Origin of the sequence: Niveispirillum fermenti (assembly GCF_048066175.1) — a bacterium.
GTDB classification, from domain to species: domain Bacteria; phylum Pseudomonadota; class Alphaproteobacteria; order Azospirillales; family Azospirillaceae; genus Niveispirillum; species Niveispirillum fermenti.
The window spans coordinates 34,452-61,309 of the sequence record NZ_JBLTXA010000029.1 but is presented as its reverse complement, the minus strand read 5'-3'; the positions used below and the strand labels follow the sequence as shown (position 1 = coordinate 61,309).

The 26,858-nt window shown below is 67.7% G+C and carries 21 protein-coding genes; 11 read left to right on the top strand and 10 right to left on the bottom strand.

Annotated features, from left to right (window positions below):
• Positions 1-284: 284 nt before the first annotated feature.
• The 9 genes from ACM9LZ_RS20595 to ACM9LZ_RS20555 form a co-directional block, all read right to left on the bottom strand.
• A complete protein-coding gene (locus ACM9LZ_RS20595; protein ID WP_416621399.1) occupies positions 285-1,067 on the bottom strand; it encodes an SDR family oxidoreductase in 783 nt (260 codons plus the stop codon).
• A 3-nt stretch (positions 1,068-1,070) separates the two neighbouring features.
• The gene (locus tag ACM9LZ_RS20590) at positions 1,071-2,081 is read right to left on the bottom strand and encodes a zinc-binding dehydrogenase (protein ID WP_416621398.1); all 1,011 of its coding nucleotides are present in this window, start codon (positions 2,079-2,081) and stop codon (positions 1,071-1,073) included.
• A gap of 58 nt (positions 2,082-2,139) precedes the next feature.
• Positions 2,140-3,252, bottom strand: coding sequence for a CaiB/BaiF CoA transferase family protein (locus ACM9LZ_RS20585; protein ID WP_416621397.1), 1,113 nt, complete (start codon positions 3,250-3,252; stop codon positions 2,140-2,142).
• Between the two features lie 159 nt (positions 3,253-3,411).
• Entirely contained in the window at positions 3,412-6,111 is a 2,700-nt protein-coding gene (locus ACM9LZ_RS20580) for a winged helix-turn-helix domain-containing protein (protein ID WP_416621396.1), read from the bottom strand.
• 116 nt (positions 6,112-6,227) lie between these two features.
• The gene (locus ACM9LZ_RS20575; RefSeq protein WP_416621395.1) at positions 6,228-6,545 is read right to left on the bottom strand and encodes a 2Fe-2S iron-sulfur cluster-binding protein; all 318 of its coding nucleotides are present in this window, start codon (positions 6,543-6,545) and stop codon (positions 6,228-6,230) included.
• 295 nt (positions 6,546-6,840) lie between these two features.
• Positions 6,841-8,004, bottom strand: coding sequence for an acyl-CoA dehydrogenase family protein (locus tag ACM9LZ_RS20570; protein WP_416621394.1), 1,164 nt, complete (start codon positions 8,002-8,004; stop codon positions 6,841-6,843).
• 53 nt (positions 8,005-8,057) lie between these two features.
• Positions 8,058-9,215 carry an acyl-CoA dehydrogenase family protein gene (locus ACM9LZ_RS20565; RefSeq protein ID WP_416621393.1) on the bottom strand — a complete coding sequence of 386 codons (1,158 nt, stop codon included), beginning with the start codon at positions 9,213-9,215 and terminating at the stop codon, positions 8,058-8,060.
• Positions 9,203-11,368, bottom strand: a complete 2,166-nt coding sequence (locus ACM9LZ_RS20560; protein WP_416621392.1) for a 3-hydroxyacyl-CoA dehydrogenase NAD-binding domain-containing protein — start codon at positions 11,366-11,368, stop codon at positions 9,203-9,205. Before ACM9LZ_RS20560 ends, ACM9LZ_RS20565 begins: the two co-directional genes overlap by 13 nt.
• Positions 11,369-11,372: 4 nt before the next feature.
• Positions 11,373-12,575: an acetyl-CoA C-acetyltransferase gene (locus tag ACM9LZ_RS20555; RefSeq protein WP_445376504.1), complete on the bottom strand. Its 1,203-nt coding sequence runs from the start codon at positions 12,573-12,575 to the stop codon at positions 11,373-11,375.
• A gap of 116 nt (positions 12,576-12,691) precedes the next feature.
• On the opposite strand from ACM9LZ_RS20555, the gene ACM9LZ_RS20550 reads away from it, so the two are divergent.
• The 6 genes from ACM9LZ_RS20550 to ACM9LZ_RS20525 are packed head-to-tail and all read left to right on the top strand — an operon-like array spanning position 12,692 to position 17,490.
• The gene (locus ACM9LZ_RS20550; protein ID WP_416621391.1) at positions 12,692-14,413 is read left to right on the top strand and encodes a class I adenylate-forming enzyme family protein; all 1,722 of its coding nucleotides are present in this window, start codon (positions 12,692-12,694) and stop codon (positions 14,411-14,413) included.
• A 17-nt stretch (positions 14,414-14,430) separates the two neighbouring features.
• Positions 14,431-15,240 carry an SDR family NAD(P)-dependent oxidoreductase gene (locus ACM9LZ_RS20545; protein ID WP_416621390.1) on the top strand — a complete coding sequence of 270 codons (810 nt, stop codon included), beginning with the start codon at positions 14,431-14,433 and terminating at the stop codon, positions 15,238-15,240.
• Entirely contained in the window at positions 15,237-15,686 is a 450-nt protein-coding gene (locus ACM9LZ_RS20540) for a hypothetical protein (RefSeq protein ID WP_416621389.1), read from the top strand. The genes ACM9LZ_RS20545 and ACM9LZ_RS20540 overlap by 4 nt, the downstream gene beginning before the upstream one ends.
• On the top strand, positions 15,683-16,084 hold the full coding sequence (locus tag ACM9LZ_RS20535; RefSeq protein ID WP_416621388.1) for a MaoC family dehydratase: 402 nt from the start codon (positions 15,683-15,685) through the stop codon (positions 16,082-16,084). The genes ACM9LZ_RS20540 and ACM9LZ_RS20535 overlap by 4 nt, the downstream gene beginning before the upstream one ends.
• A 37-nt stretch (positions 16,085-16,121) precedes the next feature.
• Positions 16,122-16,625 (top strand): VOC family protein, encoded by a 504-nt coding sequence (locus ACM9LZ_RS20530; protein ID WP_416621387.1) that lies wholly within the window; start codon positions 16,122-16,124, stop codon positions 16,623-16,625.
• 4 nt (positions 16,626-16,629) lie between these two features.
• The gene (locus ACM9LZ_RS20525) at positions 16,630-17,490 is read left to right on the top strand and encodes an alpha/beta fold hydrolase (protein WP_416621386.1); all 861 of its coding nucleotides are present in this window, start codon (positions 16,630-16,632) and stop codon (positions 17,488-17,490) included.
• Here ACM9LZ_RS20525 and ACM9LZ_RS20520 read toward each other — a convergent pair.
• Positions 17,457-18,572: an NADH:flavin oxidoreductase gene (locus ACM9LZ_RS20520; RefSeq protein ID WP_416621385.1), complete on the bottom strand. Its 1,116-nt coding sequence runs from the start codon at positions 18,570-18,572 to the stop codon at positions 17,457-17,459. The genes ACM9LZ_RS20525 and ACM9LZ_RS20520 overlap by 34 nt on opposite strands.
• Positions 18,573-18,820: 248 nt before the next feature.
• On the opposite strand from ACM9LZ_RS20520, the gene ACM9LZ_RS20515 reads away from it, so the two are divergent.
• The 5 genes from ACM9LZ_RS20515 to ACM9LZ_RS20495 all read left to right on the top strand — a co-directional run bounded on the left by ACM9LZ_RS20515 (position 18,821) and on the right by ACM9LZ_RS20495 (position 26,842).
• The gene (locus tag ACM9LZ_RS20515) at positions 18,821-21,250 is read left to right on the top strand and encodes a TonB-dependent receptor (protein ID WP_416621384.1); all 2,430 of its coding nucleotides are present in this window, start codon (positions 18,821-18,823) and stop codon (positions 21,248-21,250) included.
• A gap of 96 nt (positions 21,251-21,346) precedes the next feature.
• Entirely contained in the window at positions 21,347-22,474 is a 1,128-nt protein-coding gene (locus tag ACM9LZ_RS20510) for a nitronate monooxygenase (protein WP_416621383.1), read from the top strand.
• Positions 22,471-24,576 (top strand): acetate--CoA ligase family protein, encoded by a 2,106-nt coding sequence (locus ACM9LZ_RS20505; RefSeq protein ID WP_416621382.1) that lies wholly within the window; start codon positions 22,471-22,473, stop codon positions 24,574-24,576. Before ACM9LZ_RS20510 ends, ACM9LZ_RS20505 begins: the two co-directional genes overlap by 4 nt.
• Positions 24,576-25,358, top strand: coding sequence for an enoyl-CoA hydratase-related protein (locus ACM9LZ_RS20500; RefSeq protein ID WP_416621381.1), 783 nt, complete (start codon positions 24,576-24,578; stop codon positions 25,356-25,358). Before ACM9LZ_RS20505 ends, ACM9LZ_RS20500 begins: the two co-directional genes overlap by 1 nt.
• The gene (locus tag ACM9LZ_RS20495) at positions 25,355-26,842 is read left to right on the top strand and encodes a hypothetical protein (protein WP_416621380.1); all 1,488 of its coding nucleotides are present in this window, start codon (positions 25,355-25,357) and stop codon (positions 26,840-26,842) included. Before ACM9LZ_RS20500 ends, ACM9LZ_RS20495 begins: the two co-directional genes overlap by 4 nt.
• Positions 26,843-26,858 lie beyond the last annotated feature (16 nt).

Below are 26,858 nucleotides of genomic sequence, written 5' to 3'. Positions count from 1 at the left end.
TGCCCTGATGCTCGACCATCTGGGCGAATACCAGGCCGGGGCGGCCATCGTAACGGCCATCGAAACCGTCCTCGCCCAGCCGCATCTGCGCACCCGCGACCTCGGCGGACCGGCGGATACCGTCACTTGCGGCAAGGCAATCGCAGACGCCCTGCGCTGATATCCCCGTTGCCGGAGAACCAGCCCCCGCCTTCATCCCCTGGCCTTGTCGGCAAATCGGCTGGGGTCCCGGCGTTTCAGCCGACAACCGGCGCAACGTTGATCAGGCGACGGGGGCGCAGGGATCAGCGGCAGCCGATGATGCCGCCATCGACCGGCATCTCGGCCCCCGTGACATAGGCACCAGCGCGCGAACACAGGAAGATGACCATACCGGCAATGTCATCGGGCCGGCCCAGGCGGGCCAGCGGGATATGGCCCTGAAGCGGGCCCTTGGGCGTCTGCTCATCATCCCGCAGATGGGCCGTCATGGAAGTGGGGAAGAAACCCGGCAGCACGGCGTTCACCGTGATGTTGCGGCTGGCCAGGTCCTTGGCCAACTGCCGGCTCAACTGGTGGATCGCGGCCTTGCTGGCACCATAGGAATAGGCCTGCAAAGGCTCGATGGCCACGCCGGCCACGGACCCGATATTGATGATGCGGGCCGGGTCGCCGCCCGCCCCGCTGGCGGTCAGTTCGGGCAGGAACTGCTGCACCAGCTTGAACGGCGTCTGGACATTGACGGCCATGACCGATGGCCATGCCTTGTCGGGAAAGCTTTCCAGCGGGGCGCCCCAGGTCTTGCCGGCATTGTTGACCAGGATGTCCAGCCCGTCCGCCCGTTCGCGGTAGCGTGTGGCCAGGTCCTGGGCGGCCTCCGGTGTCGACAGATCGGCCGGCAGGGCCAGGCACGGACCCAGTACCGACATTTCATCGGCGGCACGGGCACAGATGTCGGGCTTGCGCGAGGTGATGGCCACCTGTGCCCCGGCCCGCAGAAGCCCTTCGGCGATCATGCGCCCCAGACCCTGGGCACCGCCCGTCACCAGGGCGCGCCGCCCCTGCAGGCTGAACAGGTCCACGGCCATCCCTCAATCCTCCCCGATGTCGATGACGATCTTGCCGAAGCCGTGCGCCGTCTCCAGTCCGGCCAGCGCCTCTCCCGCGCGGGCCAGGGGAAAATGCCGGTCGATGACGGGCACCAGGCGCCGGGCCGCGATGAATGCCACCATGGCTGCGAATTCGGCCGGGTTGCCGACATTGGTGCCCAGCAGGCGCAGGTTCTTCAAGAACAGTTCCGGCGCATTCACGGGAAAGGACATGCCGCCCGTCGACCCATAGACGACGATCCTGGCCCCCATGGCCAGCGCCCGTCCATAGGCGGGATAGGCGGCGGCCGGCGCCCCGTCGAACACGACATCAATGCCGCCGGACTGCTTCGCCAGCGCCTTGCCCCAGCCGTCCTGGCGATAATTGAAGCCGGCCTTCGCCCCCAGGGCGATGGCCTTTTCCAGCGTGGCGTCTGAACCGGAGGTGACATGGACCTCCGCCCCCATGGCGAGACCGAACAGCAGGGCGAAGGTGGCGACCCCGCCACCGACACCGGTGATCAGCAGCCTGTCACCGGCCTTCAGCCCGGCCTTGGTGACCAGCCCGCGCCAGGCCGTCAGGCCGGCCAGCGGCACGGCGGCGGCCTGCGCGAAATCCAGGTGCGGCGGCAACGGCACGGCACTGGCGGCCGCCACACACACCGCGTCGGCCAGCGTACCCGGCCCGGGCATGCCCAGCAGCCCGAAGGCCGGCGCCGGATGGGCGGGATCATCCCCCCAGCACAGACCCGGATAGAGCAGCACCCGCTGCCCGATCCGGTCCGCCGGCACACCATCCCCCACGGCGTCGATAATGCCGGCCCCGTCCGCCCCCAGCGTAGCCGGCAGGCTCATCCCCGGATATTGGCCGCGCGCGATCCAGAGTTCACGATGGTTGAGCGAAGCGGCCCGCAGGGATACCCGCACCTCCCCCGCGGCGGGCAGGGGCAGGGGCACTTCCTCCAGTTTCGCGGCTTGCAGCCCATCGGCCGCGCGCAGGACCATCGCACGCATGACTTCTCCTGATATCTGAACGGTTCCGGAAGCAGGCTGCCCTTCCCTCCCTTTGGTTTCACCTGTCCGCCGACAGGGACCATCGGGCCAGGGCCGCTTGCAGCGACAGGTCGACCCCGGCCGGCCGCACCGCGCCCGGCGTGCCGGAAAAGCGCGGGGCCGGCCCCGGCTGCGCCACCCCATCCAGCGTGACGAATGTGCCGCGTGCCCGGTTGTGCGGATGGTCGCGCGCCTCTGCCAGCGACAGCACCGGTGACACGCAGGCATCGGTATCCGCGAAATGCAGGGCCCAGGCATCACGCGAGCGGGTCCGGAAGATGTCGGCGAACACCTCCCGCATGGCGGGCCAGCCAGCCTGGTCATATTGCACGAACCGCCCCGTGGGCAGCCCCAGCCCGGCCAGCAGCCGGGCGAAGAAGGGCGGCTCCAGCGCGCCCACGGCGACATGCCGGCCATCGGCACATTCGTAGCAACGGTAGAAGGGCGCCGCCCCGTCCAGCAGATTGGCCTCCCGCCGGTCCTGCCATTGGCCGGTAGCCAGGAAGGCATGGAACAGGCTGCCCAGCAGGGCGGTCCCGTCTGTCATGGCGGCGTCCACCACCTGGCCCCGTCCCGTGCGGGCGGCAGACAACAAGCCCGACAGCAGGCCCGCCACCAGGAACATGGCCCCGCCGGCATAATCGCCGATGATGTTCAGCGGCACGACCGGCGGCGCATCGGCCGGACCGATGGCATGCAGAATGCCGGCGACGGCGATATAGTTGATATCGTGCCCCGCGCGCGGCGCCAGCGGCCCCGTCTGCCCCCAGCCCGTCATGCGGCCATAGACCAGCCGCGGATTGCGGGCAAGGCAGGCTTCGGGCCCCAGCCCCATGCGTTCCATGACGCCGGGCCGGTAGCCTTCGATCAGTGCATCCGCCCCGGCAACCAGCGTCAGCACGGCATCGCGCCCCGCCTCGGATTTCAGGTCGAGTGTCAGGCTATGCCGCCCGCGATGCAGGATGGCACCGCCCACATCCTCCCACGCAGACCCCGGATGCGGCGGTCGGACGACGCGCAGCACATCGCAGCCGAGATCGGCCAGAAGCGTGGCAGCCAGCGGCACCGGCCCGATGGCATCCATCTCCACCAGACGGAACCCGGCCAGCGGGCCGGGATGGGTAGCGGCCATGAACAATCCTTTCCATGAAGAGGGAGGCCGGCGGGGGCTTCGGGATAAAGCGCAGCCGGCCAGCTTCTACACCCCGGGAGCATGCACCGCCCCGCCCGCCAGCCCCGGTGGCAGCCCGGCCGGGAACCTCACAGGCCCCGGTCCGTGACAAAACAGAAGCTATACCATCAGACCCAGTTGCCGGGCCTTGATGACGGTCTGCGGCCGGCGGCGGACACCCAGCTTGTCATAGACCTGCTGCATGTACCATTTGACCGTCCCCTCCGTCAGGCCGAGGCGGTTGCCGATCTCCTTGTTACGCAGGCCGGCCCCGACCATGGTCAGCACCTCCAGTTCGCGTCGGGACAGGCGGCTGCTGGGCTGGCTGTCCCCCTCCTCCTCGTCCTCTTCCTCCAGGAAGGGGATGATGCCCGTGAAGGATGCCGCCAGCCTGGCAGCGAACCGGTCGACCGGCGTATCCATGACGGGTCCATGACCATAGGCATCGACCAGCAGGGTGCCCACCGCCTCCCCCTCGTCCAGGAAGATGCGGGTCCAGCCCGCGGGGGCGGCCAGCGTCACGGCCTCCCGCACGGCGCGGCGCGCCTCCGACCGGTCCCCCTCCAGCAGCGCGATCTGGGCCAGCAGCAGTTCGAAGGCCACTGTGGAACGCACGGCACCGGCCCGGCGCACAAAGGCATTCCAGCGCTTGGCCACCTTGCGCGCCCGAACCAGCCGGTGGTTCTGTATCTCCAGCCGCAGCCAGGCGACGGCGATGCTCTCCTGCCGGCGGGTCGGGTTCAGGGTCGGCAGCGGCTCCACCTCCGGCGACAGGTCGCCGGCCTCGAACGCCGCGGCGGCCTTGTGCGGCTGGCCATCGCGCAACAGCAGCCGCACCTGTTCACCGACCACATAGGCGCGCAGCCGATCCAGGCCGCATTCGATGGCCACCAGATGCGTTTCCTCCAGCGCGGCCAGCGCCGCCGGCACCTGGCCGCGCGCCGCCAGCAGCCGCGCATGGACCAGATGGCCGGCCGCAAGCTGGTCCAGGAAGCCAAGCTGGCGGGCCAGACCCAGATGCCGTCGCACCAGATCGTCGGCTTCCGACAAATCCCCGCAATCATAGAGGAGTTCGGCCAGCGGCAGGGCCGGCAGCGCGGCCAGGGCCGACCCCTTGCCGGCGAAATCCTCCGCCAGGTCCAGCGCCTCGCGCAGCAGGGTCCGGGCCGCATCCACCTTGCCCTGCACCATGAAGGTAGGGGCAACCGAGGATTTCAGCGCGATGGAGGCGAAGCGCGCGCCGGGCTGTTCCAGGGCGCGGCGCGTCTCCGCCTCCAGCTTCAGGATGTCGCGGAAATGGTAGAGTTCGCGTCGCGCCGCCATGAGCTGGGCCAGCATGGTGCAACTGAGATAGGGATAATCGTCCCCCAGTTCGACGAGCAGCGCCTGTGCCCTGCCCTCCACCAGCGCCATCTGGTCACGTGCGGCCGCCATGGTGATGTACCGGTGTTCGACCAGCCGGCGCAGATGGGTGACCTGATGGGAAGGCATGGTCCCCGCCGCCTCGTGGGCATCGATGCAGGCGGCGGCGGCATCGATCATCTGTTCGGCCGGCGCCAGGGCAAGGGCCCGGATGCGCCGCCAGGCAAGCGACAGCAACAGGACGGGCCGACCTTGCAGCAACGGCCAGGAAAGGACGTTCGCCACCTCGTCCAGATGCAGGAGGTGGCCCGCATAGGTGGCCGATTCAGCCACCGATTCCAGGCATTCGGCCAGGAATTCCAGATCACCGCTGGACCTGGCATGATCGATGGCCGGCAAAGGCTGGTTCTGCGACACGAAATAAAGGCTGGCGCGGCGATGAAGCTCCGATGCCCGTTCCGGCGCATCTTCCGTCAGCCGCCGCCGCAACAGGTGGCGGAACAGCGGGTGCAGGGCGTAACGGGCCGCATCGATATCGACCAGGGACACGAACAGCCCCGCCGCCTCCAGTTCCATCAGCAGATGGCGGCTGTCGGTACGGCCCGTCACCGCGTCACAGGCCGCCGGCGTCAATGTCTCCAGGACGGCCGTGTCGATCAGGAAGGCCCGACGGTCACCATCGATGCCGGCCAGCACCTCCTCCTCGAAATAGTCGCCGACCTCCAGCGTGAAACGGGTCCAGCGCTCGGCCGCATCGATGCCGGTCACCCGCTGGCCCATGACAAGCCCGCCGGCCCAGCCGCCGGCCCGTGCCATCAGGGGGGCGGCGACGGTATCCGCATCGGCATCCACACCTGTGCTCCCGGCCGTGGCCTCTGCGATGGCTGCCTGCCAATCAGCGATCTCCGTCGGTGTGAACCGCAGATCGGCCGGCCCCACCTCCAGCAGCATACCCAGGGACCGCAAGCGGGCGACGGGCACCTTGTTGCGGCCGCGCGCGCTGATGATCGTGGTCAGGGCGTCGCGCGCGCTGGCAATGATCCGCTCCACAACCAGCAAAGCATCGGGCGGCAGCAGGTGGGCATCATCCAGGATCAGGACGGGATAGGGGCCGCCATCGGTGACAAGATGGGCCAGCAGTTCATCCATCGGGCTGTCCAGCCCGAAGGCGGGCCAGTCCAGGCCCGCCCGCGTGGCGGCCATCCACAGCCAGGACCACATGTCCTCCGGCCGCGCCATTCCGGCCCGCGCAGCCAGCCACAGGACGGGTCGGCCACGGTGGCGCAGTGCCTCGCCCCAGAAGCGCAGAACGGTGGTCTTGCCATAGCCCGCCGGCGCCTGCACCAGCGTGACACGGGATGCGTCCACGCCATCCAGCAGCGCATCCAGACGGGAACGTCTGACCAGCGGCCCGCTGCGCAACCGCGCCGATCCGACCAAAGTGGGAATGATGCCCATGTTCTTCCTCCTCCCAATGCCACACGGTTTTTGTTGTTGTGTTGGGGTGTGAACTTTTTGTTTCGTGCTGTCCGCTGTGCCTTTTCTCCCTCTTCCTCTTCAGATGGCGGTGCCCGTCAGCCTTCCGGCGCGACGGTCAGGCGCAGACCGGCCAGGGCATCCGTCATGGACAACTGGCAGGACAGGCGGGAATGGGGTCGGCGATGGCCGGAACCCTCCAGCAACTCATCCTCGTCCGCTCCGATGGGCGGCAAGCGGCCGGCGAAGGCCGGATCGACATAGACATGGCAGCTTGCACAGGCGCAGCATCCGCCGCAAAACCCTTCAAGCTCATCGATCCCGGCATCGCGGGCAGCCAGCATCACCGACTGCCCCTCCGCCCCGTCAACGGGGCGGGTTTCGCCACTGCGCATCACGATCATGATCTCGGGCATGGCCTTTCCCTGCTTGGGCGGGAACATGGGGTCAATCTATGTTCCGCCACGTCGTTCGGCCCCTATCCAAGGATAGGGTACCCCCTATCGGAACGGCATTCCATAGTGTGTAGCCGCCGCGACAGGTAATCAGCTGGCCGGTGATGTAACCGGCTTCGGGCAGGCAGATGAGATAGACGGCACCGGCCGCATCGTCGGGCGTGCCGGCCCGTCCCAGGGTGATGGCGCGGCCGATGCCGCGTCCCGCCCCCCCCCCCCGTAATGAAGGCGAAGCGGTCCCATGGCCCGTCCCCCGTCAGAAGGATCGGGGCAGGCCGAGGCTTTCGGCCAGTCCATTGCGCACCATCTCGTTCGTGATGGGTCCGATGCGCCACAGGCGGCTGTCGCGCCAATAGCGCTGCATGTCGGTTTCCGCCGAATAGCCCATGCCCCCCAGAATCTGGATGCCCAGGTCGGCCGCCTTGTTGGCATTCTCCGATGCGATCAGCTTCAGCATGTTCGCCTCGTTGCCCACCGGCTGTCCGGATGCCTGCTTCCAGGCGCAGTAATGCAGCATCAGTTCGGTGGTCACCTGCATGGTCGCCACGTCGGCGATATAATGCTGTATGGCCTGGAAACTGCCGATGGGACGACCGAAGGCATTACGCTGTCTGGCATAATCCAGCGCATCCTCCAGCACGCCATCGATGACGCCCAGGCAAAAGGCGCCGACCATGATGCGTTCGTTGTTCAGTGTCGGCAGCAGCATGTACCAGGCCTTGTCGGGCTCCCCCAGCACGTTCTCATCCGCCACGAAGGCATCGTTGAAATGCACCGTGCAGGACCCCATGGACCGCATGCCCAGCTTGGCCAGCGGCGTTATGGTCACGCCCTCCGTCTTGGCCGGCACCCAGAAAAGGGTCAGCCCCTGGTGTTTCTTGGTGACGTTCCTGTCCGTGCGCGCGATGACCAGCAGATAGTCGGCGACATGGGCCGACGAACTCCAGATCTTCTCCCCGTTCAGCTTCCAGCCGCCTTCCACCCGTTCCGCACTGGTGCGCATGCCGCCCAGCAGGTCGGTGCCGCCGGAAGGTTCGGTGAAGGCGATGGCCGCCTTCAACTGTCCGGTGGCGATCAGGGGCAGATATTTCTTCTTCTGCGCCTCACTGCCGTAAAGACCGATCGACTTGGACCCTGCGAAGGAGGTGATGCCCCAGATCCAGGCCAGGCCGCCCAGCGAACGGGCCAGTTCGCGGGCCAACAGCATCTGCATCAGCACATCGCCGCCCTGGCCGTCGAATGCCTCCGGTATGCCCACGCCGTGGAAGCCGGCTTGCGTGAACTTGTCCCAAAGCGCGTAGGGATAATGATGCTCGTCCTTCTCCAGGTCGCGGGCCCAGCTTTTCGGCACCTCGGTATCGACCCAGCGCCGCACGCCATCGCGGAAGGCGCGGTATTCCTCGGGAAGATTGAAATCCATGTGAAAGCTCCTCGGGGATTTTATTGTCTCAAGGGGAAAGGTGGCCGATGGCCCTACCCCATCTTGCGTTCGTCCAGGCCAAGGCCCCGGCCGATGATTTCCTTCATGATCTCGCTGGACCCGGCGAAGATGCGCGACACGCGGGCATCGGTGAAAAGCCGGCTGATCCGGTATTCCTCCATATAGCCGGCGCCGCCGTGGAGCTGTACGCAGGCATCAACCACCCGCCCTTCCAGTTCCGTCGCCAGCAGCTTACATTCGGCCGCCTCCTCCGGCGCCAGGGCGCCGTCGTTCAGCAGCATCACGCACTGGTCGATGAAGGTCTGGATGGCGTCGATTTCCGCCCTCAGACCCGCCAGGACGAACCGGCTGTTCTGAAAGGCACCGATGGGCCGACCGAAGGCGCGGCGTTCCTTGACATAGTCCAGCGTCAGGTCGAAGGCCGCCTGCGCCGCCGCCAGCGAGCCGATGGCCGCCACCATCCGTTCCTTGGCCAGGAAACGGGTCAGGTAGAAGAAGCCCTGCGTCGCGTCCCCCAGCACATTGGCCTTGGGCACCTTCACGTCGTGGAAGAACAGTTCCGCGGTGTCCTGCGCATGCAGCCCCATCTTCTTCAACCGCTGGCCGCGGGCGAAACCTTCCATCCCGGCTTCCACCATGAACAGGCCCAACCCATGCTTGCGGTCCGGTACGGTGCGGGCCGCAACGATGACCAGATCGGCCAGGATGCCGTTGGAGATATAGGTCTTCGCCCCGTTCAGCAGCCAATGGTCACCCTTGTCCTCCGCCCGGGTGCGCATGCCGGCCAGATCGGAGCCGGCGCCCGGTTCCGTCATGGCGATGGCCAGGATGCGATCCCCGCTGACACAAGCGGGCAGCAGGCGCTGCCGCTGCTCCTGGGTGCCCAACGCATCGATATAGGGGGCAACCAGGTTGGAATGCAGGTTGATGTAGAAACCGATCTCACCATGGATGATGTTCTCCTCGATGATGATCTGCTCGAACCGGAAATCGGTGATGCCGGAACCGCCGAACCCTTCCTCCGCCCAGGTAAGCAGAAGACCCGCCGCGCCGGCCTTGCGGTAGATGTCCCGGTCCACATGGCCCTGGGCGCGCCAGCGCTCCGCATGCGGGGCCACCTCCTTCTGGAAAAAGCGCCGGGCGCTGTCGCGGAACTGGTCATGTTCGGGCAGGAAGATCAGGCGGCGCATGGCGTTGCCCCCGCCGGCGGATAGAACCCCTCGCCCCTGGCCGCCCGTTGCCGCAGCCAGGCCGACGGGGCATAGCGCGGGCCATGGGCCTGGGCCAGCCGGTCCGCCTCCGCCACGAACACCTCGATGCCGACCGTGTCGATATAGGACAGGGTGCCACCGGTCCATAACGGAAAGCCCCAGCCATAGACGGCGCCAAGGTCGGCATCCTGTGGCGTGATCAGCACCCCTTCTTCCAGACAGCGGGCCGTTTCCATGGCCTGGATATAAAGGAAGCGGCGCGTCAACTGCGCCCCATCCACGTCGCTGCGGGCGGGGAAATGCCCGGCAAGACCGGGCCACAAATGCTTGCGCCCGCCGGCCGGATATTCATAGAAGCCGCCGCCTGCCTTGCGGCCGCCGCGCCCCAGCACGTCACGCATGTGGCGCAGGACCGGTACGCCGGGCGGCGGGGTATAGCGGTCACCTTCCTCCGCGATCGTCTGGTCCACGATCTTCAGCGGCAGGTCGAGCGTGACCTCGTCCAGCAGGGCCAACGGTCCGACGGGCATGCCGGCGGCACGCGCTGCATTCTCGATCACCGCCGGGGGCACGCCCTCGGCCAGCATCGCCGCCCCTTCATGGATGAAGGTCTGGAAGACACGGCTGGTATAGAAGCCGCGGCTGTCATTGACGACAATCGGCGTCTTGCGCAACTGCGCCACGAAATCCAGCGCCCTGGCCAGCGTTTCGGGGCTGGTGCGCCGGCCCATGATCACTTCCACCAGCCCCATCCGTTCGACGGGCGAGAAGAAATGCAGTCCGATGAACTGCTCCGGCCGCGCCGATGCCTCGGCCAGTTGCGTGATGGGCAGGGTGGAGGTGTTGGAGGCGAAGATCGCACCGGCCGGGATCACGGCTTCGGCCTTTGCCGTCGTCGCAGCCTTCACGGCGGTATCCTCGAACACGGCCTCCACCACCAGATCCACACCGTCCAGGCCGGCGAAATCGGTCGTGGCGTGGATGCGGGCCAGGATGGCAGCAGCATCGGTGGCGGTGCGCCGTCCCTTCTCCACCTCCCGCGCCAGCACTCCGGCGGCATGGCCCCTGCCCTTTTCGGCCAGTTCGGACGTGCGGTCGATCAACACCACGTCGATCCCTGCCTGGGCCGACACGAGGGCGATGCCGGCCCCCATCATGCCGGCCCCCAGCACGCCGACCTTGGCCACCCGCGACGGCGGCACGCCGGCCGGCCGGCGCAGGCCGCGTTCCGCCGCCTGTTTCGACAGGAAACTGGTGCGGATGATGTTACGGGCCACGGGATCGGTCAGCAGGCGCGCGAAATATTTGGATTCCACCGACAAGGCACGGTCGAAGGGCAGTTGCATGCCTTCGAACACGCAGGACAGGATGGCGATGGGTGCGGGCAGGTTGCGCCCGGCCTTGGCCGCGCCGGCCGTGGCCGTCGTGAACAGGACGGCCGTTTCCGGCACCAGCACGCCCCGCGCCTCCGCCGCCTGATACCCCTTGCGGTCCCAAGCCCGCACGGGGTCGGGCCCCGATTGCAGCCAGGACCGGGCCGCGTCCAGCAGTTCGGCGCCCGGTACCACCTCGTCCACGATCCGCAGCCTCAGTGCTTCGTCCGGCTTGACCGCCCGGCCCGACAGCAACAGGTCCACGGCCGCCCTCGCCCCAGCCAGGCGCAGCAGGCGTTGCGTGCCGCCGGACCCCGGCAACAGGCCCACATTCACCTCCGGCAGGCCGACGACGGCCCGCCTGTCATCCACCAGGATGCGGTAATGGCAGGCCAGCGCCAGTTCGAACCCGCCGCCCAGCGCCAGCCCGTTCAGGGCGGCGACCCAGGGCTTGCCACCTTTCTCGATGGCGCGGTGCATGGCCGTGGCCCGCTGGCTGAATGCATAGGCCTGACGCCGGTCCATGGTCTCGAACCCGTCGACCAGAAGCTTCAGGTCCGCACCGGCCATGAAACCCTTTTTGGCGGATGTCAGGATGACCCCTGTCACGGCGGCATCGGCGGTCAGGTCGGCGATGGCCTGCTCCATCTCCGCCAGCCAGGACGCAGAGACGAGGTTCACGCTTTCATCAGCATTGTCGAGCGACAGGACGGCGATGCCATCGGCACCCTTTGCGATGGAAATATGACGCATGTTCATGGCTTCACACCCGTTCGATGATGGTAGCCGTGCCCAGGCCGTTGCCGGCGCACAGGGTGACCAGGGCTGTCTGCTGGCCGCGACGCTCCAGCTCGTCCAGCGCCGTGCCCAGGATCATGGCGCCCGTGGCCCCCAGCGGATGGCCCAGCGCGATGGCGCCACCACAGACATTGATCCGGTCATGCGGAATATCCATGACCTGCATGTAGCGCAGCACGACGCTGGCAAACGCCTCGTTCAATTCGAACAGGTCGATATCGCCCTTCTGCATGCCGCAATTCTTCAGCGCCTTTTCGCTGACGGCGGCCGGCGCGGTCAGCATGATCGACGGTTCCGACCCGATGGAGGCGAAGCCGCGGATACGCGCACGGGGCGTCAGCCCCGCCTTCTTCCCAAAGGCGTCCGAGCCCACCAGCACGGCCCCCGAACCATCCACGATGCCCGATGAATTGCCGCCGGTATGGACATGGGCCAGGGCCTCGATCTGCGGATAGCGGGCCAGCGCCACCTGGTCGAACCCCAGCGCCGCCAGGCCGGTGAAGGCCGGCTTCAGGGCGCCCAGCCCCTCCAGCGTCGTGTCGGGACGCGGATATTCGTCGCGGTCCAGCACCACCTCTCCCAGCACATCGGTGACGGGGATGATGGAGCGGGTGAAGCGCCCCTCCCGCCAGGACTGCGCGGCACGCCGCTGGCTTTCCAGGGCATAGGCATCGACCTGGGTGCGGCTGAAACCGTCCAGCGTCGCGATCATGTCGGCGCCGATGCCCTGCGGGATGAAGTAATTGTGGTAGGCGACGCGCGGATCAGCGCTCCAGGCGCCGCTGTCGGCACCCATGAATACCCGGCTCATGCTTTCCACGCCGCCGCCGATGCCGGCCTGGCTCATGCCGGACATCACCTGGGCCGCGACATTGTTCACGGCTTCCAGGCCCGACGCACAGAAGCGGTGGATCTGCTGCCCGGCCACCGTCTGGGCATAACCGGCGTTCAGAACGGCGGCACGGGCGATGACGCCGCCCTGTTCACCGACCGGCTGGGCACAGCCGATGACGACATCGTCCAGAAGGCCTGTGTCCAGGCCGTTGCGGTCGCGCAGGCTCCGCAGGATCTGGGTCAGCAACTCGACGGCCGTGATCTCGTGCAGCGACCCGTCGGGCCGTCCCCGGCCGCGCGGCGTGCGCACATGATCATAGATGAAAGCTTCCATCGTGATCGGTCCACAATTCGGAAATGGGAAGATGCCCCGTCTTCCCATGCCACCCCCACCCGGACACCTATCGATGGACAGGTGGAAACCGCGTTCCGGCCCGGCATCGTCACGCCATGATCAAGAATGTCGTGCAAGGGAGTGGAACGGCAGTGGAACGGACGGGTGAGGATCTGGCCCTGATGCGGGTGTCGGCGACAACGCTGGGCGACCTGCTGCTGGGCGCATGCGACCGGGCACCGGACAAGGAAGCCCTGGTATTTCCAGATGCGCGGCTGACCTATGCCGCGTTGGCGGGGCGGGTCATGCGGCGGGCACGCGGTCTGTGGGCGCTGGGCGTGCGCCCGCGTCAGCATGTGGGGCTTCTCTATCCGTCGGGCATCGATCTGGTGACCGACCTTTTCGCCGTGGCCCTGTGCGGCGGGGTCAGTGTGCTGATGAACGCCCGCTACCGGCCGGCCGAACTGGCCTATGTCGCCGCCAATGCTGATCTGACGACCATCCTGACCACGGCGGACACGCCCGAGCAGGTGGATTTCACGGCCCGGCTGCGCGAAGCCTTTCCGGGGCTGGCGGATGCTGTGGATGCCGCCGCCCTGTCACTGCCCGACACGCCGCATCTGCGGCGCATCGTGCTGACGGGAAAGACGGGACCGGTTCCCGGCTTCATCGATGCGGCCCGGTTTGAGGCCGGAATCGACGGCGTGGCGGAACGGACGATCCATCATGCCAGGCTCTGCGTGCGGGTGCGCGACACCTGCATGATCCTTTACACGTCCGGCACGTCTGCCAATCCGAAGGGCTGCCTGCTGAGCCACGAGGCCATCGTGCGAGAGGCGGCGAACCTGGGCCGCTATCGCTGGGGCTTCACCGGCCGGGACCGCATGTGGTCGCCGCTGCCCCTGTTCCACATCGCCGCCCTGTCGGGTCTGCTGCTGGCCATCGATGCCACGGGCACCTTCATCGGGCTGCCGCATTTCGAGGCCGGGGCCAGCCTGCGTCAGATCCGGGAGGAAAGGCCGACCATGGTCTTCCTGCCCTTCGTCACCTTCCATCAGGCCATGATCGCGCATCCCGACTTCGAGGATACGGACATGTCCTGCGTCCGGCTGATGAATAGCTGTTTCGTGATGATGCCGGAGGCGGTGGGGGCCGTTTACCGGCGGAAGATGCCGAACGCCCTGCAGTGCGGCACCTATGGCATGACGGAGACCAGCGGCATCGCCTCCACCGGCGGGTTCTCCATGGAACCGGAACTGGGTTTCCAGCGGCTGGGCTTCGCCCTGCCCGGCGTGGAAATCCGCATCACAGATGCCGAAACCGGTCAGGACCTGCCGGAGGGACGGCATGGCGAAATCCTGGTGCGCGGCTACAGCCTGTTCGATGGCTATTACAAGGACCCGGACAAGACGGCGCAGGTTCTGGACGCGGACGGCTGGTATCATTCCGGCGACATCGGGTCGCTGGACGACCATGGGCATGTGATGTTCCATGGCCGGTTCAAGGAGATGCTAAAGGTCGGCGGCGAGAACGTGGCCGCGGCGGAGATAGAGGCCGTGCTGGCCCGTCACCCTGCGGTGCAGCTTGCCCAGGTGGTGGGCCTGCCCGATGCGAGGCTGGTCGAGATACCCGCCGCCTTCATCGAGCGGACACCCGACAGCACGGTCACCGCGGAAGAGCTGACGGGCTTCGTCCGCCAGCAACTGGCGGGCTTCAAGGTGCCGCGCCACATCCGCTTCATCGGCGAGTTCGTGCCGCAATGGCCCATGTCGGCTTCCAAGATCCAGAAATTCAAGCTGCGCACCGCGCTGATGCGCGAATTGGACCTGAACGACTGACGGCGGGGACCGGAACCATGCGTGTCATCATCACGGGCGCGGCCAACGGCATCGGCCGCGCCACCGCCGAACGGCTTCTGGATCAGGACCTGATCCGCGGCGACCATCGTTTCCTGCTGGTGGATCGCGACAGGGACGGGCTGGCGGCGCTGGCCGATGAAATCGGCCCGGCTGCCGCCACGCTGGCCATCGATGTCGCGGCCGCGGACAGCGCGGATCGCATCATGGTCACCGCCCTGGCCCATATGGGCGGCATTGACGGGCTGGTCGCCAATGCCGGCATGATCGCCGGCGGCGGCCTGACCGACATGGGCACAGAGGATTACGACCGGCTGTTCGCCGTCAATACACGGGCCGTCTGGCTGCTGGCCCGCACCGCCCATCCCCATCTGAAGGCAAGCCGGGGTGCCATGGTCGCCACCGGTTCCATTTCCGCCACGCAGCCCACGCCCGCGCTGGGCGCCTATGCCCCGGCCAAGGCGGCCCTGCTGATGCTGGTGCGGCAATTATCGGTCGAATGGGGGCCGGACGGCATCCGCTGCAATTGCGTGTCGCCCGGTCCGACCCTGACGCCCATGACGGCCGCCGGCTATGCCGACCCGCAGCGGCGGGCGCAGCGTGAAGCCGGCATCCCCCTACGCAAGCTGGGCACGGCCACCGACGTGGCCAACGCCATCCTGTTCCTGCTGGGGCCCCATGCGGGGCAGATCACCGGCATCGACCTGCCCGTCGATGGCGGGCTTTCCAACTGCCTGATGATCGCCAGCGGCGCCGGCAGCGGTCAGGCCCGACCCGCCAGCCACGGAGGTTCATACGGAGGTTCATGATGACCTATCCCCCCGCCCCGCCCGTTGCCGGCCACAGGCTGGACGGTGACGGCACCTATGTCATCGACAAGGCTGAAAACGCGGCCCTGTGCCGGTCCACGGGCGTGGAGCCGGCCACCGATGGCACGGCCCATCCGGCCTATTATTACATCGCGACCCAGGTGGCCATGGGCCAGACCGTCGCCGGCCTTTGCGCCCTGTGCGATTTCGATATCGAACAGGGGCCGATGATGGCCAGTTCGCGGGTCGATTTCCAGGATGCGCTGCGCACGGGCGTGGCCTACCGCGTCACGGGGGAGATCATCGGCCTGACCCGCAAGCCCAGCCGCAAGCTGGGCCTGATGGACATGCTGGAATATCGCCTTCGCCTGCACGGCCCCGATGGCACGGTCGTGCTGGAAGCCACCAATGTCTGGGTGCTGCCGCGCCGGGAGCTGCTGTCATGACCATGCCCCCACCCACCGTGGGCAGCGAATTGCCCGCCTTCACCGTCACCGTCAGCGCCCGGACCATGTGTGACTGGGCGCTGTATCTGCGCGACCCGAACCCCATCCATCTGGACCCCGATTTCGTCAGGGCCAGGGGGTTGGGCGACCGGGTCATCAACCAGGGGCCGGCCAACCTGGCCTATATCATCAACATGCTGGCGGGCGCCTTTCCCGGTGCGCGGATCGCGTCGCTGGAAAGCCGCTTCGTCGACAATGCCTATGACGGTGACCGGCTGACAGCCGGTGGGCGGGTCGTGGAGACCGACGGGCGGCAGGCCATCTGCGACGTCTGGCTGACCGCCGACGGCGACCGCCCCATCATCCAGGGCCGGGCCGTGATCCTGCCGCCCCCCTGACAGCAAGCCCGATACACCGGAAATCTGAGGAACCCCCATGCCCAGCGGCCCCTTCGCCCATGTCTGCCTTCTGGTCCGCGACCTGGACCAGGCCATCGCGGACTGGACCACCCTTCTGCGCGTGCTCGACCCCGATGCCCTGAAGGAACCGGTCGTGCGTTACGACGGCTTTTCCAGTGGTGCCGACCAGGACATGCGCTGGGCGACCTTCGTCGCCAACCATTCGACGGAAATCCAGCTCATCCAGCCGGCACCCGGCACACCCCTTGGCGACCGGCTGGCCGCCAAGGGAGAACATGTGCATCATCTGTGCTTCACCACCACCGACGTTCCGGGCAGCCTGGCGCGGCTGCGGGCGGAAGGCATGCAGGTGCTGGGCGACGGGACGACCAACCGCGACCCGGACATGACATGGCAGGAATGGGGCTGGGTCGGCCCGAAAAGCGCGCATGGCGTGCTGATCGAGGTGGCCGCCCCTTATGAGAGCCGTGGCGACGGGCGGTGGTATCCGGCTTCCACCCCGGCCAACACAAACGGCTGATCCCATGGTGTTCCGCACGATATTCCTGCCCGGCGAGGGGGTCCGGCTGGTGGCGGACGCCGTCGGCGATCCGCACGCCCCGCCCGTCCTGTTCCTGCATGGCGGCGGACAAAGCCGCCGGTCCTGGCGCGGGGCCGCCCGCCGGGTGGCCGAGGCCGGATACCATGGGATCAGCATCGACATGCGCGGCCATGGCGACAGCGAATGGGCGCCGGACGGGCGCTATGACCTGGACAGCATGGCGGGGGATCTGCGCTGCGTCCTGCGTCATCTGGGCCGGCCCACGGTTCTGGCCGGCGCGTCGCGCGGCGGTCAGGTGGCCCTGGTGGCGGCAGCGGACCTGCCGGACCATGCGGCGATGCTGCTGCTGGCCGATGTGATCCCACAGGTGGACCCGGCCGGCGTGGCGCCCATCAGCCGCTTCATGCAGGCCAGCACGGACGGCTATCCCGACCTGCAGGCCGCGGCCGATGCCCTGGCCGGCCTGCCCGGCCGCAAGCGCCCAGCCGATCCGGCCACGCTGGCGCGTGTCATGCGGCGGGGAGACGATGGGCGCCTTTACTGGCAATGGGACCCGCGCATGGCCAATCCCGCCTTCATCAACCCGCCGGCCGAACGGTCCCTCATGGAACGGGCGGCGGCCCGGCTGCGCTGCCCCGTGCTGCTGGTCCGGGCCGAACATAGCGAAATCATGACCGACGCGGGGGTGGCCGCCTTCCACCGGCTGACCCCTCAATTGCAGGTAAGGCTGGCCAGGGGCGTGGGCCACATGTTCACCAGCGACCAGAACGACCTGTTCGCCCTGCCCCTGCTGGAAAACCTGAAAGCCCTTCATTCCAGCCTGTCCAGCACGTCACGGCCATAGGGGACCAGATCGTCGAACCGGCCGGCCCGCACCTTGCCGCACCATTGCGGGTCGGCCAGCAAGGCACGGCCCACGGCGATCAGGTCGAAATCCCCGCGTGTCAGCGCGTCCGCCAGCGGCGCCGGGTCGAAGGCGACCGAAGCGTCAGCCCCATGTTCGGTCACCGACATCGGCGTCCCCAGCCCGACGCTGCCGACGCTGATCACGGGCCGGCCCGTCAGACGCTTGACCCAGCCGGCCAGGTTGAGGGGTGATCCGGGAAATTCCGGCTCCCACCAGCGGCGCTGGGAACAATGGAAGACATCCACCCCGGCCGCCGCCAGCGGCTGCACGATGGCCGCCAGTTCGTCGGGTGACGTGGCCAGCCGCGCCGCATAATCCTGCTGTTTCCATTGCGACAGGCGCAGGATCAGCGGAAAATCCGGCCCGATGGCGACCCGCACGGCGGTGACGAGTTCCACGGCGAAACGGTTGCGCCCGTCAAGGCCGCCGCCATAGGCATCCGTACGCCGGTTCAGGGCATCCCACAGGAACTGGTCCACAATATAGCCATGGGCACCGTGGATTTCGATCCCGTCGAATCCCAGCCGCCTGGCATCCAGGGCCGCCCGCACGAAGGCATCGATGACAGCCGTGATCCCCGCTACCGTCATCGGGTCGGCGATAGGGCGTCCGCCGGGCTTGGCGATCCCGGAGGGGCTGGAAACAGGCAGGTCGCGGTTGGGCGCATCATAGGAAGGCGGGCGCATGGCGCCGACATGCCAAAGCTGGGGCACGATCCGCCCGCCCGCCGCCTTGACCGCCGTCACGACATGCTGCCAGCCTTCCAGCGCGCGGCCGTGGAATGCCGGCGTCCGTTCCGAATGCGAGGCGACGGGATGATCGATGGTCGTCCCCTCGGTGATGATCAGGCCCACCCCATCCTGCGCGCGGCGGCGGTAATAGGCGGCGATGTCGGCCCCTGGATACTGGCCGGGCGCACGCCAGCGCGTCATCGGCGCCATGACGATACGGTTGGGCAGGTCCAGGCCGCCCGCCCGGAACGGCCGGAACAGGGGGGCGACGGAAACGGGCATGTTCATCGGGGAAACTCCTGCTGACGGACATGGGCGCCATCCTGTGGTTCCCGGCGCCCCGTCGTCGCCTTCCGGCGGATAGGAAAGACCTGAACCGCCCGGCCGTCAGGGGGCATACCCCCTCCACGGATAGGTTCGCCCCCTGACGCTTTCAGCCAGACAGGAATGGATGCAAGGCGGGATCTACCCGCTGCTCCGAACAGACACCCGCCCTTCCGGCCGGCGCTGTTCGGCCTAATGAACGGGAGGAAACAATGATCTTTGGAAACAGGCCCGGAATCCGTCGGCGATATCTGGCCGCCGGCTGCGCCGCACTGGCAATTCTGGCGCTGGCCCCGATGCCGGGTGCCCATGCGCAGGCTTCCGACCAGGGCGGGCAGGCCGACACGGCCAGACAGGATTTCCTGGGGGAAATCATCGTCACGGCCCGCCGCCGGGCGGAAACGCTGATTTCCGTACCCGTCGCCGTGTCGGCGATCAGCGACGAAACCTTGCAGAATTTCGGTGTCACCGACATCCGCAGCATCGCCAACTATTCCCCGGGCCTGTCGATGGACCGCGTGTCCAGCGGCGGCGGGGCCACCATCACCCTGCGCGGCATCGGCACGTCCCCCGGCCAGGCCGGGTTCGAGCAGACCGTTTCCCTGAATATCGACGGGGTCCAGACGTCCCGTGGGCGGGCCATCACCCAGGGCCTGTTCGATGTGGAAAGCATCGAGGTGCTGAAAGGTCCGCAGGCCCTGTTCTTCGGCAAGAACAGCCCGGCCGGCGTCATCTCCATCACCTCTGCCGGGCCGACCGACACGGTTACGGGCTATGCCCGTGTCGGGTATGAGACGGTGGCCGACGAGATCATCACCGAAGGCGCCATCGCAGGCCCGCTCAGCGACACCGTCGGTGCGCGGCTGGCCGTGCGCTATCGCAACATGGACGGCTGGCTGCGCAATATCGGCGGGCCCGTGCCCACGTCCGTCCCCGGTGTGCGCCGTCCCGGTGACGAGGAGGTGCTGGGCCGCCTGACCCTGACCTGGAAGCCGGAGAACAGCAATTTTGACGCGACGCTGAAACTGTCGGCCAGCGATTACAGCGATGACGGCCCGGCGGCCGGCCAGCAATTGTTCTATTGCGGCGCCCGGCCCGCCGGGGGCGTGTCGGGGATGGTTGATCCCTATGGCGAATGCAAGCTGGACAAATATTATTCCTCGGCCGGGCTGGCGGATGGTGTGGCCGACAACTGGCCCTATGCCAAACAGCAGCCCTATAGTGACGTGAAGGTCTACCTGGCCTCCCTGTCGGCAAATTACACGATGGAGAATCTGGCCCTGACCTCGGTCACGGGGTTCTTCAGCACACGGTCGCGCTACAGCGACAGTTTCGATGCCACCTCCTACTACATCATCGGAGCATCGGAACGGGAGGATTTCGACAGTTTCAGCCAGGAGTTCCGGCTGCTGTCCTCCTTCGACGGGCCGGTGAACTTCCTGCTGGGCGCCTATTACGGCGATACCGATCTTTATTTCGAGAATAACAGCCGCATCCTGCTGCTGCCGGCCGACCCGGCGACGGGCAAGTACCATACCTGGGAAAAGCCCAGCGGCACGAAGGGCAAGGCCTATTCCGTGTTCGGACAATTGATCTGGGACGTGACGGACACCGTGGAACTGGCCGGCGGCGTGCGCTACACGCGCGAGACCAAGGATTCCTACCTCTACAATTCCTATGTCCAGCCGGCCCTGTCGGGCACGGTCTTCCTGCCCCCCACCTCTGTCCTGACCGACAATTTCCGCGACAGCAACTATTCCCCCGAGGCGACGCTGAGCTGGCGTCCCACGTCGGAGGTCACGACCTACATCGCCTACAAGACCGGCTACAAATCCGGTGGTCTCGGCCTTTCGGCCGTGCTGACCCCGGCCTCAGTCACGGCCGACGACTTCAACTTCGAGGCGGAAAAGGTGAAAGGCCAGGAAGTGGGCGTGAAGGCCCAGCTTCTGGACCGGCGCCTGACGCTGACCACAGCGGCCTATTCCTATCTCTACAGCAATTTGCAGGTGAACGCCTTCAATGCGGCGCTGGCATCCTTCACGGTCGCCAATGCCGCCAGCGCCCGCTCCAAAGGCTTTGAACTGGATGCGAATTTCCGCATCACGCCGGATTTCTCTATCTACGGCTCCGTCGCCTATAACCGCAGCCGCTACAAGGACTATATCAGCAGTTGCTATGGCGGGCAGACCTTCGCCATGGGCTGCAACGTGTCCTTGAGCGCCGGGCCCGACGGGATCACAGGCACCGCCGACGATAGCTATGGCCAGGAAATGGCCGGCCGGCCGCTGACGCGCGCGGCGGACTGGTCGTTGAATGGCGGCTTCAACTACACCGTGCCGGTGGCCGATCTCTGGGACCTGGGCCTGTCGGGCAATGCCCGCTACACCAGCAAGATCAATGGCACCGACAATCACAATCCCGGCGGCGTCCTGAAGGGCTATTGGGTGCTGGACGCGGCGGCACGGCTGGATTTCGACCGTTCGTGGGAAATCTCGCTGATCGGCCGCAACCTGACAAACGAGTTCTACGGCTATTTGCAGGAAAAGCCCGGTGCGCCCACCACGGCCGGCACGCCGTCGCAGGTGATGGCCATCCCGACGCGCGGCCGTCAGGTGATGGTGCAGGTCGGCTACACCTTCTGATAGCGCCCCCCGGAACGGGCCGACCCGTTCCGGGGGCAAGGGTGACCCGAAATGCCGGGCAAGGGGGCCGCCCCCTCCCGGCCAGCGGAGTGGCATATGAACAGCATCAAGGACCTGATCGGCGTGGATTTCCCGCTATTCGCCTTCAGCCATTGCCGCGACGTGGTCGCGGCGGTCAGCCGGGCCGGCGGCTTCGGCGTGCTGGGCGGCAGTAGCTTCACGCCGGAAAGCCTGGAAACCGAACTGCGCTGGATCGACGAACATGTCGATGGCAAGCCCTATGGCATCGACATCCTGATCCCGGAACACCAGACGTTGGGTGGCGAACTGAACATGGACAGGCTGATGGGGCAGATCCCCCCCAAGCATGTCGATTTCACGGTGGACCTGCTTCAACGCCACGGCATCAATGCCGGGCCAGGGGATGTCGTCACCCGGCAATTGCCTGCCACCCTGCCGGAGGTGGGTGAAGCGCTGATGGATGTGGCGTTCCGCCATCCGATCCGGCTGATCGTCAACGCGCTGGGCATCGCCCCGCCTTCCATGCTGTCGCGGGCCAGGGCGCATGGCGTTCCCGTCGGCGCGCTGGTGGGGGCCAAGGAACATGCCATCCGGCAGGTCCAGGCCGGCGTTGACATCATCATCGCGCAGGGCGGCGAGGCCGGCGGCCATTGCGGCGAGGTATCGACCCTGGTCCTGGTGCCGGAGGTGATCCGTGCCATCGCCCCCATCCGGCCCGTCCCCGTGCTGGCGGCCGGCGGCATCATGACGGGCGCGCAAATGGCCGGGTGCATGGCCATGGGTGCCGCCGGCGCCTGGACCGGTTCCGTCTGGCTGGCCACCACGGAGGCGGAGACCAGCGAGGTGTTCCGCGAGAAGATGGTGGCCGCCACCTCCCGCGATACGGTGCGTTCACGCACCCGCACGGGCAAGCCGTCGCGGCAGTTACGGTCCGGCTGGCATGCGGCCTGGGACAGCACCGGCAGCCCCGGTGCCCTGCCCATGCCGCTGATGGCCATGATCTCCATCCCCACCTTCGAACTGATCGACAAGGCGGCGGAGCGGCCGGAGGCACCGGCCCGCGACCTGGTCACCTATTTCGTCGGACAGGGCGTCGGGCTGGTGGAAAACGTCCGCTCCGCCACCGCTGTCGTGCAGGAATTCAAGGAGGATTTCGCCGACGCCGTGGGCCGCATGATGGCATTCGTGGAGGACGACCGATGAGCATGCAGGCCCACCCACTGAGCCCGCTGCTGGCGCCGCGTTCCGTGGCGCTGGTCGGGGCGTCGGAGAAATCGATCTGGACGATCCTGATCCTGCGCAACTTCAAGGATTTCGGGTATCAGGGCGCGCTGCATGCCGTCAACCGGACCGGTGTCGACACGTTCGGCGTCAAGGGCTACCGCTCCTGCCGGGACATCGGCGCGCCGGTTGATGTCGCCTTCATCTTCGTACCCATCGATGCCGTGCCCGATGCCCTGGCCGATGCAGCGGCGGCGGGCATCCGTTATGCCACCATCCTGACATCCGGCTATGCGGAGGTAGGAGAAGAGGGACGCCGCCGGCAGGACGCGCTGGTCGCCCAGGCCGAGGCGCTCGGCGTCACCCTTTGGGGACCCAATTCGCTCGGCTACAACAATGTCGAAGCCGGCATCCCGGTGTCCGTGATCCCGGTCGTGAAGCCCTTCCTGCCCCCGTCCATCGCCATCCTGTCGCAAAGCGGGGCGACCGCGGCCGAACTGGCCGAATATGCGCATGGTCAGAATATCGGGACCAGCTTCGTGGCCGCCACCGGCAACGAGGCGCAGGTCAGTCTGGCCGAAATCATCGATTACCTGGTCGATCATGAAAGCACCAGGGCCATTGCCGTCTTCGCCGAGACCATCCGCAATCCGGCCGCCTTCGTCCGGGCCGCCGAACGGGCCCGGACGAAGGCCAAGCCCATCGTCGTGCTGAAGATCGGCCGCAGCCAGTTGGCAACGCAGGTGGCGCAGGCCCATACCGGTTCACTGGTCGGCGATGACGCGGTTTTCGATGCCGTCTGCGACCGTCTGGGCGTGATCCGCGTCGCTTCGACGGAGGATCTGATCAACACCGCCGGGCTACTGGCCGCCACGGGCCGCCTGTCGGCCGACGGGCTGGGTTTCCTTTCCATTTCCGGCGGGGCCTGCACCCTGGTCGCCGATGCGGCGGAGGCGCATGGCGTGCGGCTGCCACCCAACGACCCCGGCACCGTCGCTGCCCTGCGCGGCGTGCTGTCCGACCTGGGGTCGACGCTTAATCCGCTGGACGTGACGGGGGCCGCCATGCGTGACCCCGACCTGTTCGGCCGTGTCATTCCGCTGGCAGCGGGTGCGCCGGGCATCGGGCTGCTGGGTGTCGGCATCGCCGTGCCGACGGCGGAAGGACAAAGCCTGCCGCCGGCCCTGACCGCCATCGGGCGCGCCGCCGCCGCCATCGAGACGCCGAGCGTCGTCGTTTCCACCTGTGGCAAGTCGCTGAATGATTATGCCCGCCAATCCATCGCCGAGCATCGGCTGCCGCATGTCATGACGGGCATCGACGCCTTCCTGCGTGCGGCGGGCAACGCCATCCGCTGGTCGGCGCGGGTGGACGAAACCGGCGTGGCGCCGACCCTGGTGCAGGACAAGCTGGACCAGCCGCCGCCCCTGGACACCGAACAGGCCGTTCTGACGTTCCTGGAGGGTCGGGGCGTGCCCGTGGTGCCGCAACGCCTGGCACGCAGCGCCGGCGAGGCGATGCGGCATGCCGGTGATATCGGCGGGCCGCTGGCCTTGAAGATCGTCTCCCCCGACATCGCCCACAAGACGGAGGTGGGCGGCGTCCGCCTGAACGTGCAGGCAGCGCAAGCCGGAGCGGTCTTTGAGGCCATCATGGCCGACGTGATCCGCGCGCGGCCCGGCGCCCGCCTGGAGGGCGTGTCCATCGCCCCCATGCGGGGTGGCGGCGGGCTGGAACTGCTGATCGGCGTCCGCCGCGATCCGACCTGGGGGCCGGTGATCGCCGTCGGCTTCGGCGGCGTGCTGGTGGAGGTGCTGGCCGATCTGGCCATCGCCCCCCTGCCCGTGACAAGGACCCAGGCCGCCGGCCTGCTGCGCGGCCTGCGCGGGGCGCGTCTGCTGGACGGGTTCCGGGGCACGGCGCCGGCCGACATCGACCGGCTTGCCCAGGTGATCGTCGATATCGGCGATGCCGCCCTGTCGCTGGGTGGCGGGCTGGCCGAACTGGAAGTGAACCCGTTGCGTGTGGCGGGCGCGGAAATAGAGGCGCTGGACGGGCTCATCGTCTGGCGGAAGGAGACGTGATGACCGAACAGACACCCGCCCCCGTGACCTTGGAACGCCGGGGCCATGTCGCCATCGTCACCCTGAACCGCCCGGCGGCGCGCAACGCCATCAGTGCTGCGATGGCGGAAACAATCGAAGGCTTCGTGCAGGAGATCGAGGCCGACAACGCCATCCGCGTTGCCATCCTGCGGGCCGAGGGTCCGATCTTCTGCGCCGGGGCCGATCTGGCAGAGGTCGCGGCCGGCCGGGGCATGTCGCTGGCCCGGCCGGAAACCGGCTTCGCGGGCTTTGTACAGGCACGGCGGTCCAAACCCTGGATCGCGGCCCTGCAGGGACCGTCCCATGGCGGCGGCACGGAGATGATACTGACCTGTGACCTGATCGTGGCCGCGGAAACGGCCGCACTCGTGCTGCCAGAGGTGAAGCGTGGGCTGATTGCCGGGGCCGGCGGCTCCTTCCGCGTCGCCCGCTACCTGCCCCGCCCGCTGGCGATCGAGATGCTGGTGACGGGCCAGCCGCTGCCGGCCCCACGTGCCCATGCGCTGGGTATCGTCAACCGTCTGGTCCCCACCCCCGCAGAGGTGCTGGACGAGGCCCTGCGCCTGGCCGAACTGGTGGCCTCCATGTCGCCGCTGGCCGTGCGGCAGAGCCTGCGTGTCGTCCGCGCCGCCGCGGACCAGGGAGAGGCTGAGTTGCTGGCCCTGCAGGATGATGCGAACGGCATCGTCCTGTCCGGTCCCGATGTGAAGGAGGGGGCCGGCGCCTTCATCGAGAAACGCCAGCCGGAGTGGCGGACATGACGCGGGCGGCTCTGGTGCCCGTCATCATCGGTGTCGGCCAGGTCAATGACCGGCCGGGACCGGAGGAGCCGGGACTGGATTCCGCCGGGCTGATGCTGGCAGCCCTGGCCGCAGCCGAGCAGGATGCCGGGGTGGCGCTGCTGGGCCGGCTGGACTGGCTGGGGGTGGTAAACCAGATATCCTTCCCCGACCCGGCCATCGACGCGGCTCTGGCCGACCGCCTGCCCGCCCGGCCCGGCCACCTGCATCTGACCGGGGACGCAAGTGGCCATGGGCCAGTCGAACTGTTGAACCGCGCCGCCAACGCCATCGGCCGGGGCGAGGTGCGTATCGCCGCCATCACGGGGGGCGAGGCCCTGCGCACGGCTGCGCGGCGGGATGGCGGCGGTGCCATGGCCAACGCCCTGGCCGCCGCGGCGGAGGCCGGGGCCACACCCCTGGCCCGCCGCTATGGCCTGGTTACGCCGGCCGATGTCTATCCGCTTTACGAGAATGCGACGCGCGCCGCCTGGGGACAGACCCTGGCGGAGGCGCAGGCCGAAACGGCCCTGATCTGGTCCGGCATGTCAAAGGTGGCGGCGGCCAACCCGAACGCCTGGTTGCATCAGCCCGTGGATCCAGCCGGCATACTGGCCGAAGGCCCCGCCAACCGCATGATCAGCTTTCCTTATACCAAGCTGATGGTCGCCAACAGCGCGGTGAACCAGGGAGCCGCCCTGATCGTCACCAGCCTGGCCATGGCCCGTGAACTGCGCGTGCCCGAACATCGCCTGATCTTTGTGGGCGCCGGTGCGGCCGCGCATGAGCCGGCAGATTTCCTGCGGCGCGACGGCTTCACGGCATCGGCCAGCCTGAACGCCACCATCGACGGCACCCTGGCCGCCAACGGTCTGGTGATGGGGATTCTGGACCATGTGGAGCTTTACAGCTGCTTTCCCTGCGTGCCCAAGATGGCCCGCCGCCGCCTGGGCTGGCCGGTGGACCGGCCGCACAGCGTCTATGGCGGCCTGACCTTCGGCGGCGGTCCCATCGGCAATTGCATGACCCATGCCGCCGCCGCCATGGTGGAAAGGTTGCGGGCCGGCGCCGGTACGGGGCTGATCGTGGCCAATGGCGGCTATGCCACCCACAACCACGCCATTGCCTTGTCCAGCCGCCCGCCGGCCGCCAACCCCTTTCCGCAGGAATACGATGTCCAGGCCGATGCCGATGCGTTGCGCGGCCCGGCACCGGACCTGCTGGAGATGTATGAGGGGCCGGGCGTGCTGGAAAGCTTCGTCATGCCCTATGGACGGGAGGGTACGCCGCGCGGGGCCACCATCGTGGCCCGCACACCGGAAGGCGCCCGTTTCCTGGCCGCCGTGCCGGGTGATGACGGGGAAACCCTGTCCTGGCTGTCCACACCTGACGGTCCGGGTCCTGTCGGCGGCAGGGGCCGAAGCCTTGCCCTGGGCGATGGCCGCTGCCGCTGGGTACGGGAATGACCCCGGACCCTGTCGG

Coding starts and splice junctions, on each gene's coding strand:
- ACM9LZ_RS20500 (WP_416621381.1), top strand. CDS start 24,576: ATGACCGAACAGACACCCGCCCCCGTGACCTTGGAACGCCGGGGCCAT.
- ACM9LZ_RS20585 (WP_416621397.1), bottom strand. CDS start 3,252: ATGGCCGCTACCCATCCCGGCCCGCTGGCCGGGTTCCGTCTGGTGGAG.
- ACM9LZ_RS20530 (WP_416621387.1), top strand. CDS start 16,122: ATGCCCAGCGGCCCCTTCGCCCATGTCTGCCTTCTGGTCCGCGACCTG.
- ACM9LZ_RS20515 (WP_416621384.1), top strand. CDS start 18,821: ATGATCTTTGGAAACAGGCCCGGAATCCGTCGGCGATATCTGGCCGCC.
- ACM9LZ_RS20545 (WP_416621390.1), top strand. CDS start 14,431: ATGCGTGTCATCATCACGGGCGCGGCCAACGGCATCGGCCGCGCCACC.
- ACM9LZ_RS20535 (WP_416621388.1), top strand. CDS start 15,683: ATGACCATGCCCCCACCCACCGTGGGCAGCGAATTGCCCGCCTTCACC.
- ACM9LZ_RS20570 (WP_416621394.1), bottom strand. CDS start 8,004: ATGGATTTCAATCTTCCCGAGGAATACCGCGCCTTCCGCGATGGCGTG.
- ACM9LZ_RS20595 (WP_416621399.1), bottom strand. CDS start 1,067: ATGGCCGTGGACCTGTTCAGCCTGCAGGGGCGGCGCGCCCTGGTGACG.
- ACM9LZ_RS20550 (WP_416621391.1), top strand. CDS start 12,692: ATGATCAAGAATGTCGTGCAAGGGAGTGGAACGGCAGTGGAACGGACG.
- ACM9LZ_RS20590 (WP_416621398.1), bottom strand. CDS start 2,081: ATGCGTGCGATGGTCCTGCGCGCGGCCGATGGGCTGCAAGCCGCGAAA.
- ACM9LZ_RS20505 (WP_416621382.1), top strand. CDS start 22,471: ATGAGCATGCAGGCCCACCCACTGAGCCCGCTGCTGGCGCCGCGTTCC.
- ACM9LZ_RS20520 (WP_416621385.1), bottom strand. CDS start 18,572: ATGAACATGCCCGTTTCCGTCGCCCCCCTGTTCCGGCCGTTCCGGGCG.
- ACM9LZ_RS20580 (WP_416621396.1), bottom strand. CDS start 6,111: ATGGGCATCATTCCCACTTTGGTCGGATCGGCGCGGTTGCGCAGCGGG.
- ACM9LZ_RS20565 (WP_416621393.1), bottom strand. CDS start 9,215: ATGCGCCGCCTGATCTTCCTGCCCGAACATGACCAGTTCCGCGACAGC.
- ACM9LZ_RS20540 (WP_416621389.1), top strand. CDS start 15,237: ATGATGACCTATCCCCCCGCCCCGCCCGTTGCCGGCCACAGGCTGGAC.
- ACM9LZ_RS20555 (WP_445376504.1), bottom strand. CDS start 12,575: ATGGAAGCTTTCATCTATGATCATGTGCGCACGCCGCGCGGCCGGGGA.
- ACM9LZ_RS20560 (WP_416621392.1), bottom strand. CDS start 11,368: ATGAACATGCGTCATATTTCCATCGCAAAGGGTGCCGATGGCATCGCC.
- ACM9LZ_RS20525 (WP_416621386.1), top strand. CDS start 16,630: ATGGTGTTCCGCACGATATTCCTGCCCGGCGAGGGGGTCCGGCTGGTG.
- ACM9LZ_RS20510 (WP_416621383.1), top strand. CDS start 21,347: ATGAACAGCATCAAGGACCTGATCGGCGTGGATTTCCCGCTATTCGCC.
- ACM9LZ_RS20495 (WP_416621380.1), top strand. CDS start 25,355: ATGACGCGGGCGGCTCTGGTGCCCGTCATCATCGGTGTCGGCCAGGTC.
- ACM9LZ_RS20575 (WP_416621395.1), bottom strand. CDS start 6,545: ATGCCCGAGATCATGATCGTGATGCGCAGTGGCGAAACCCGCCCCGTT.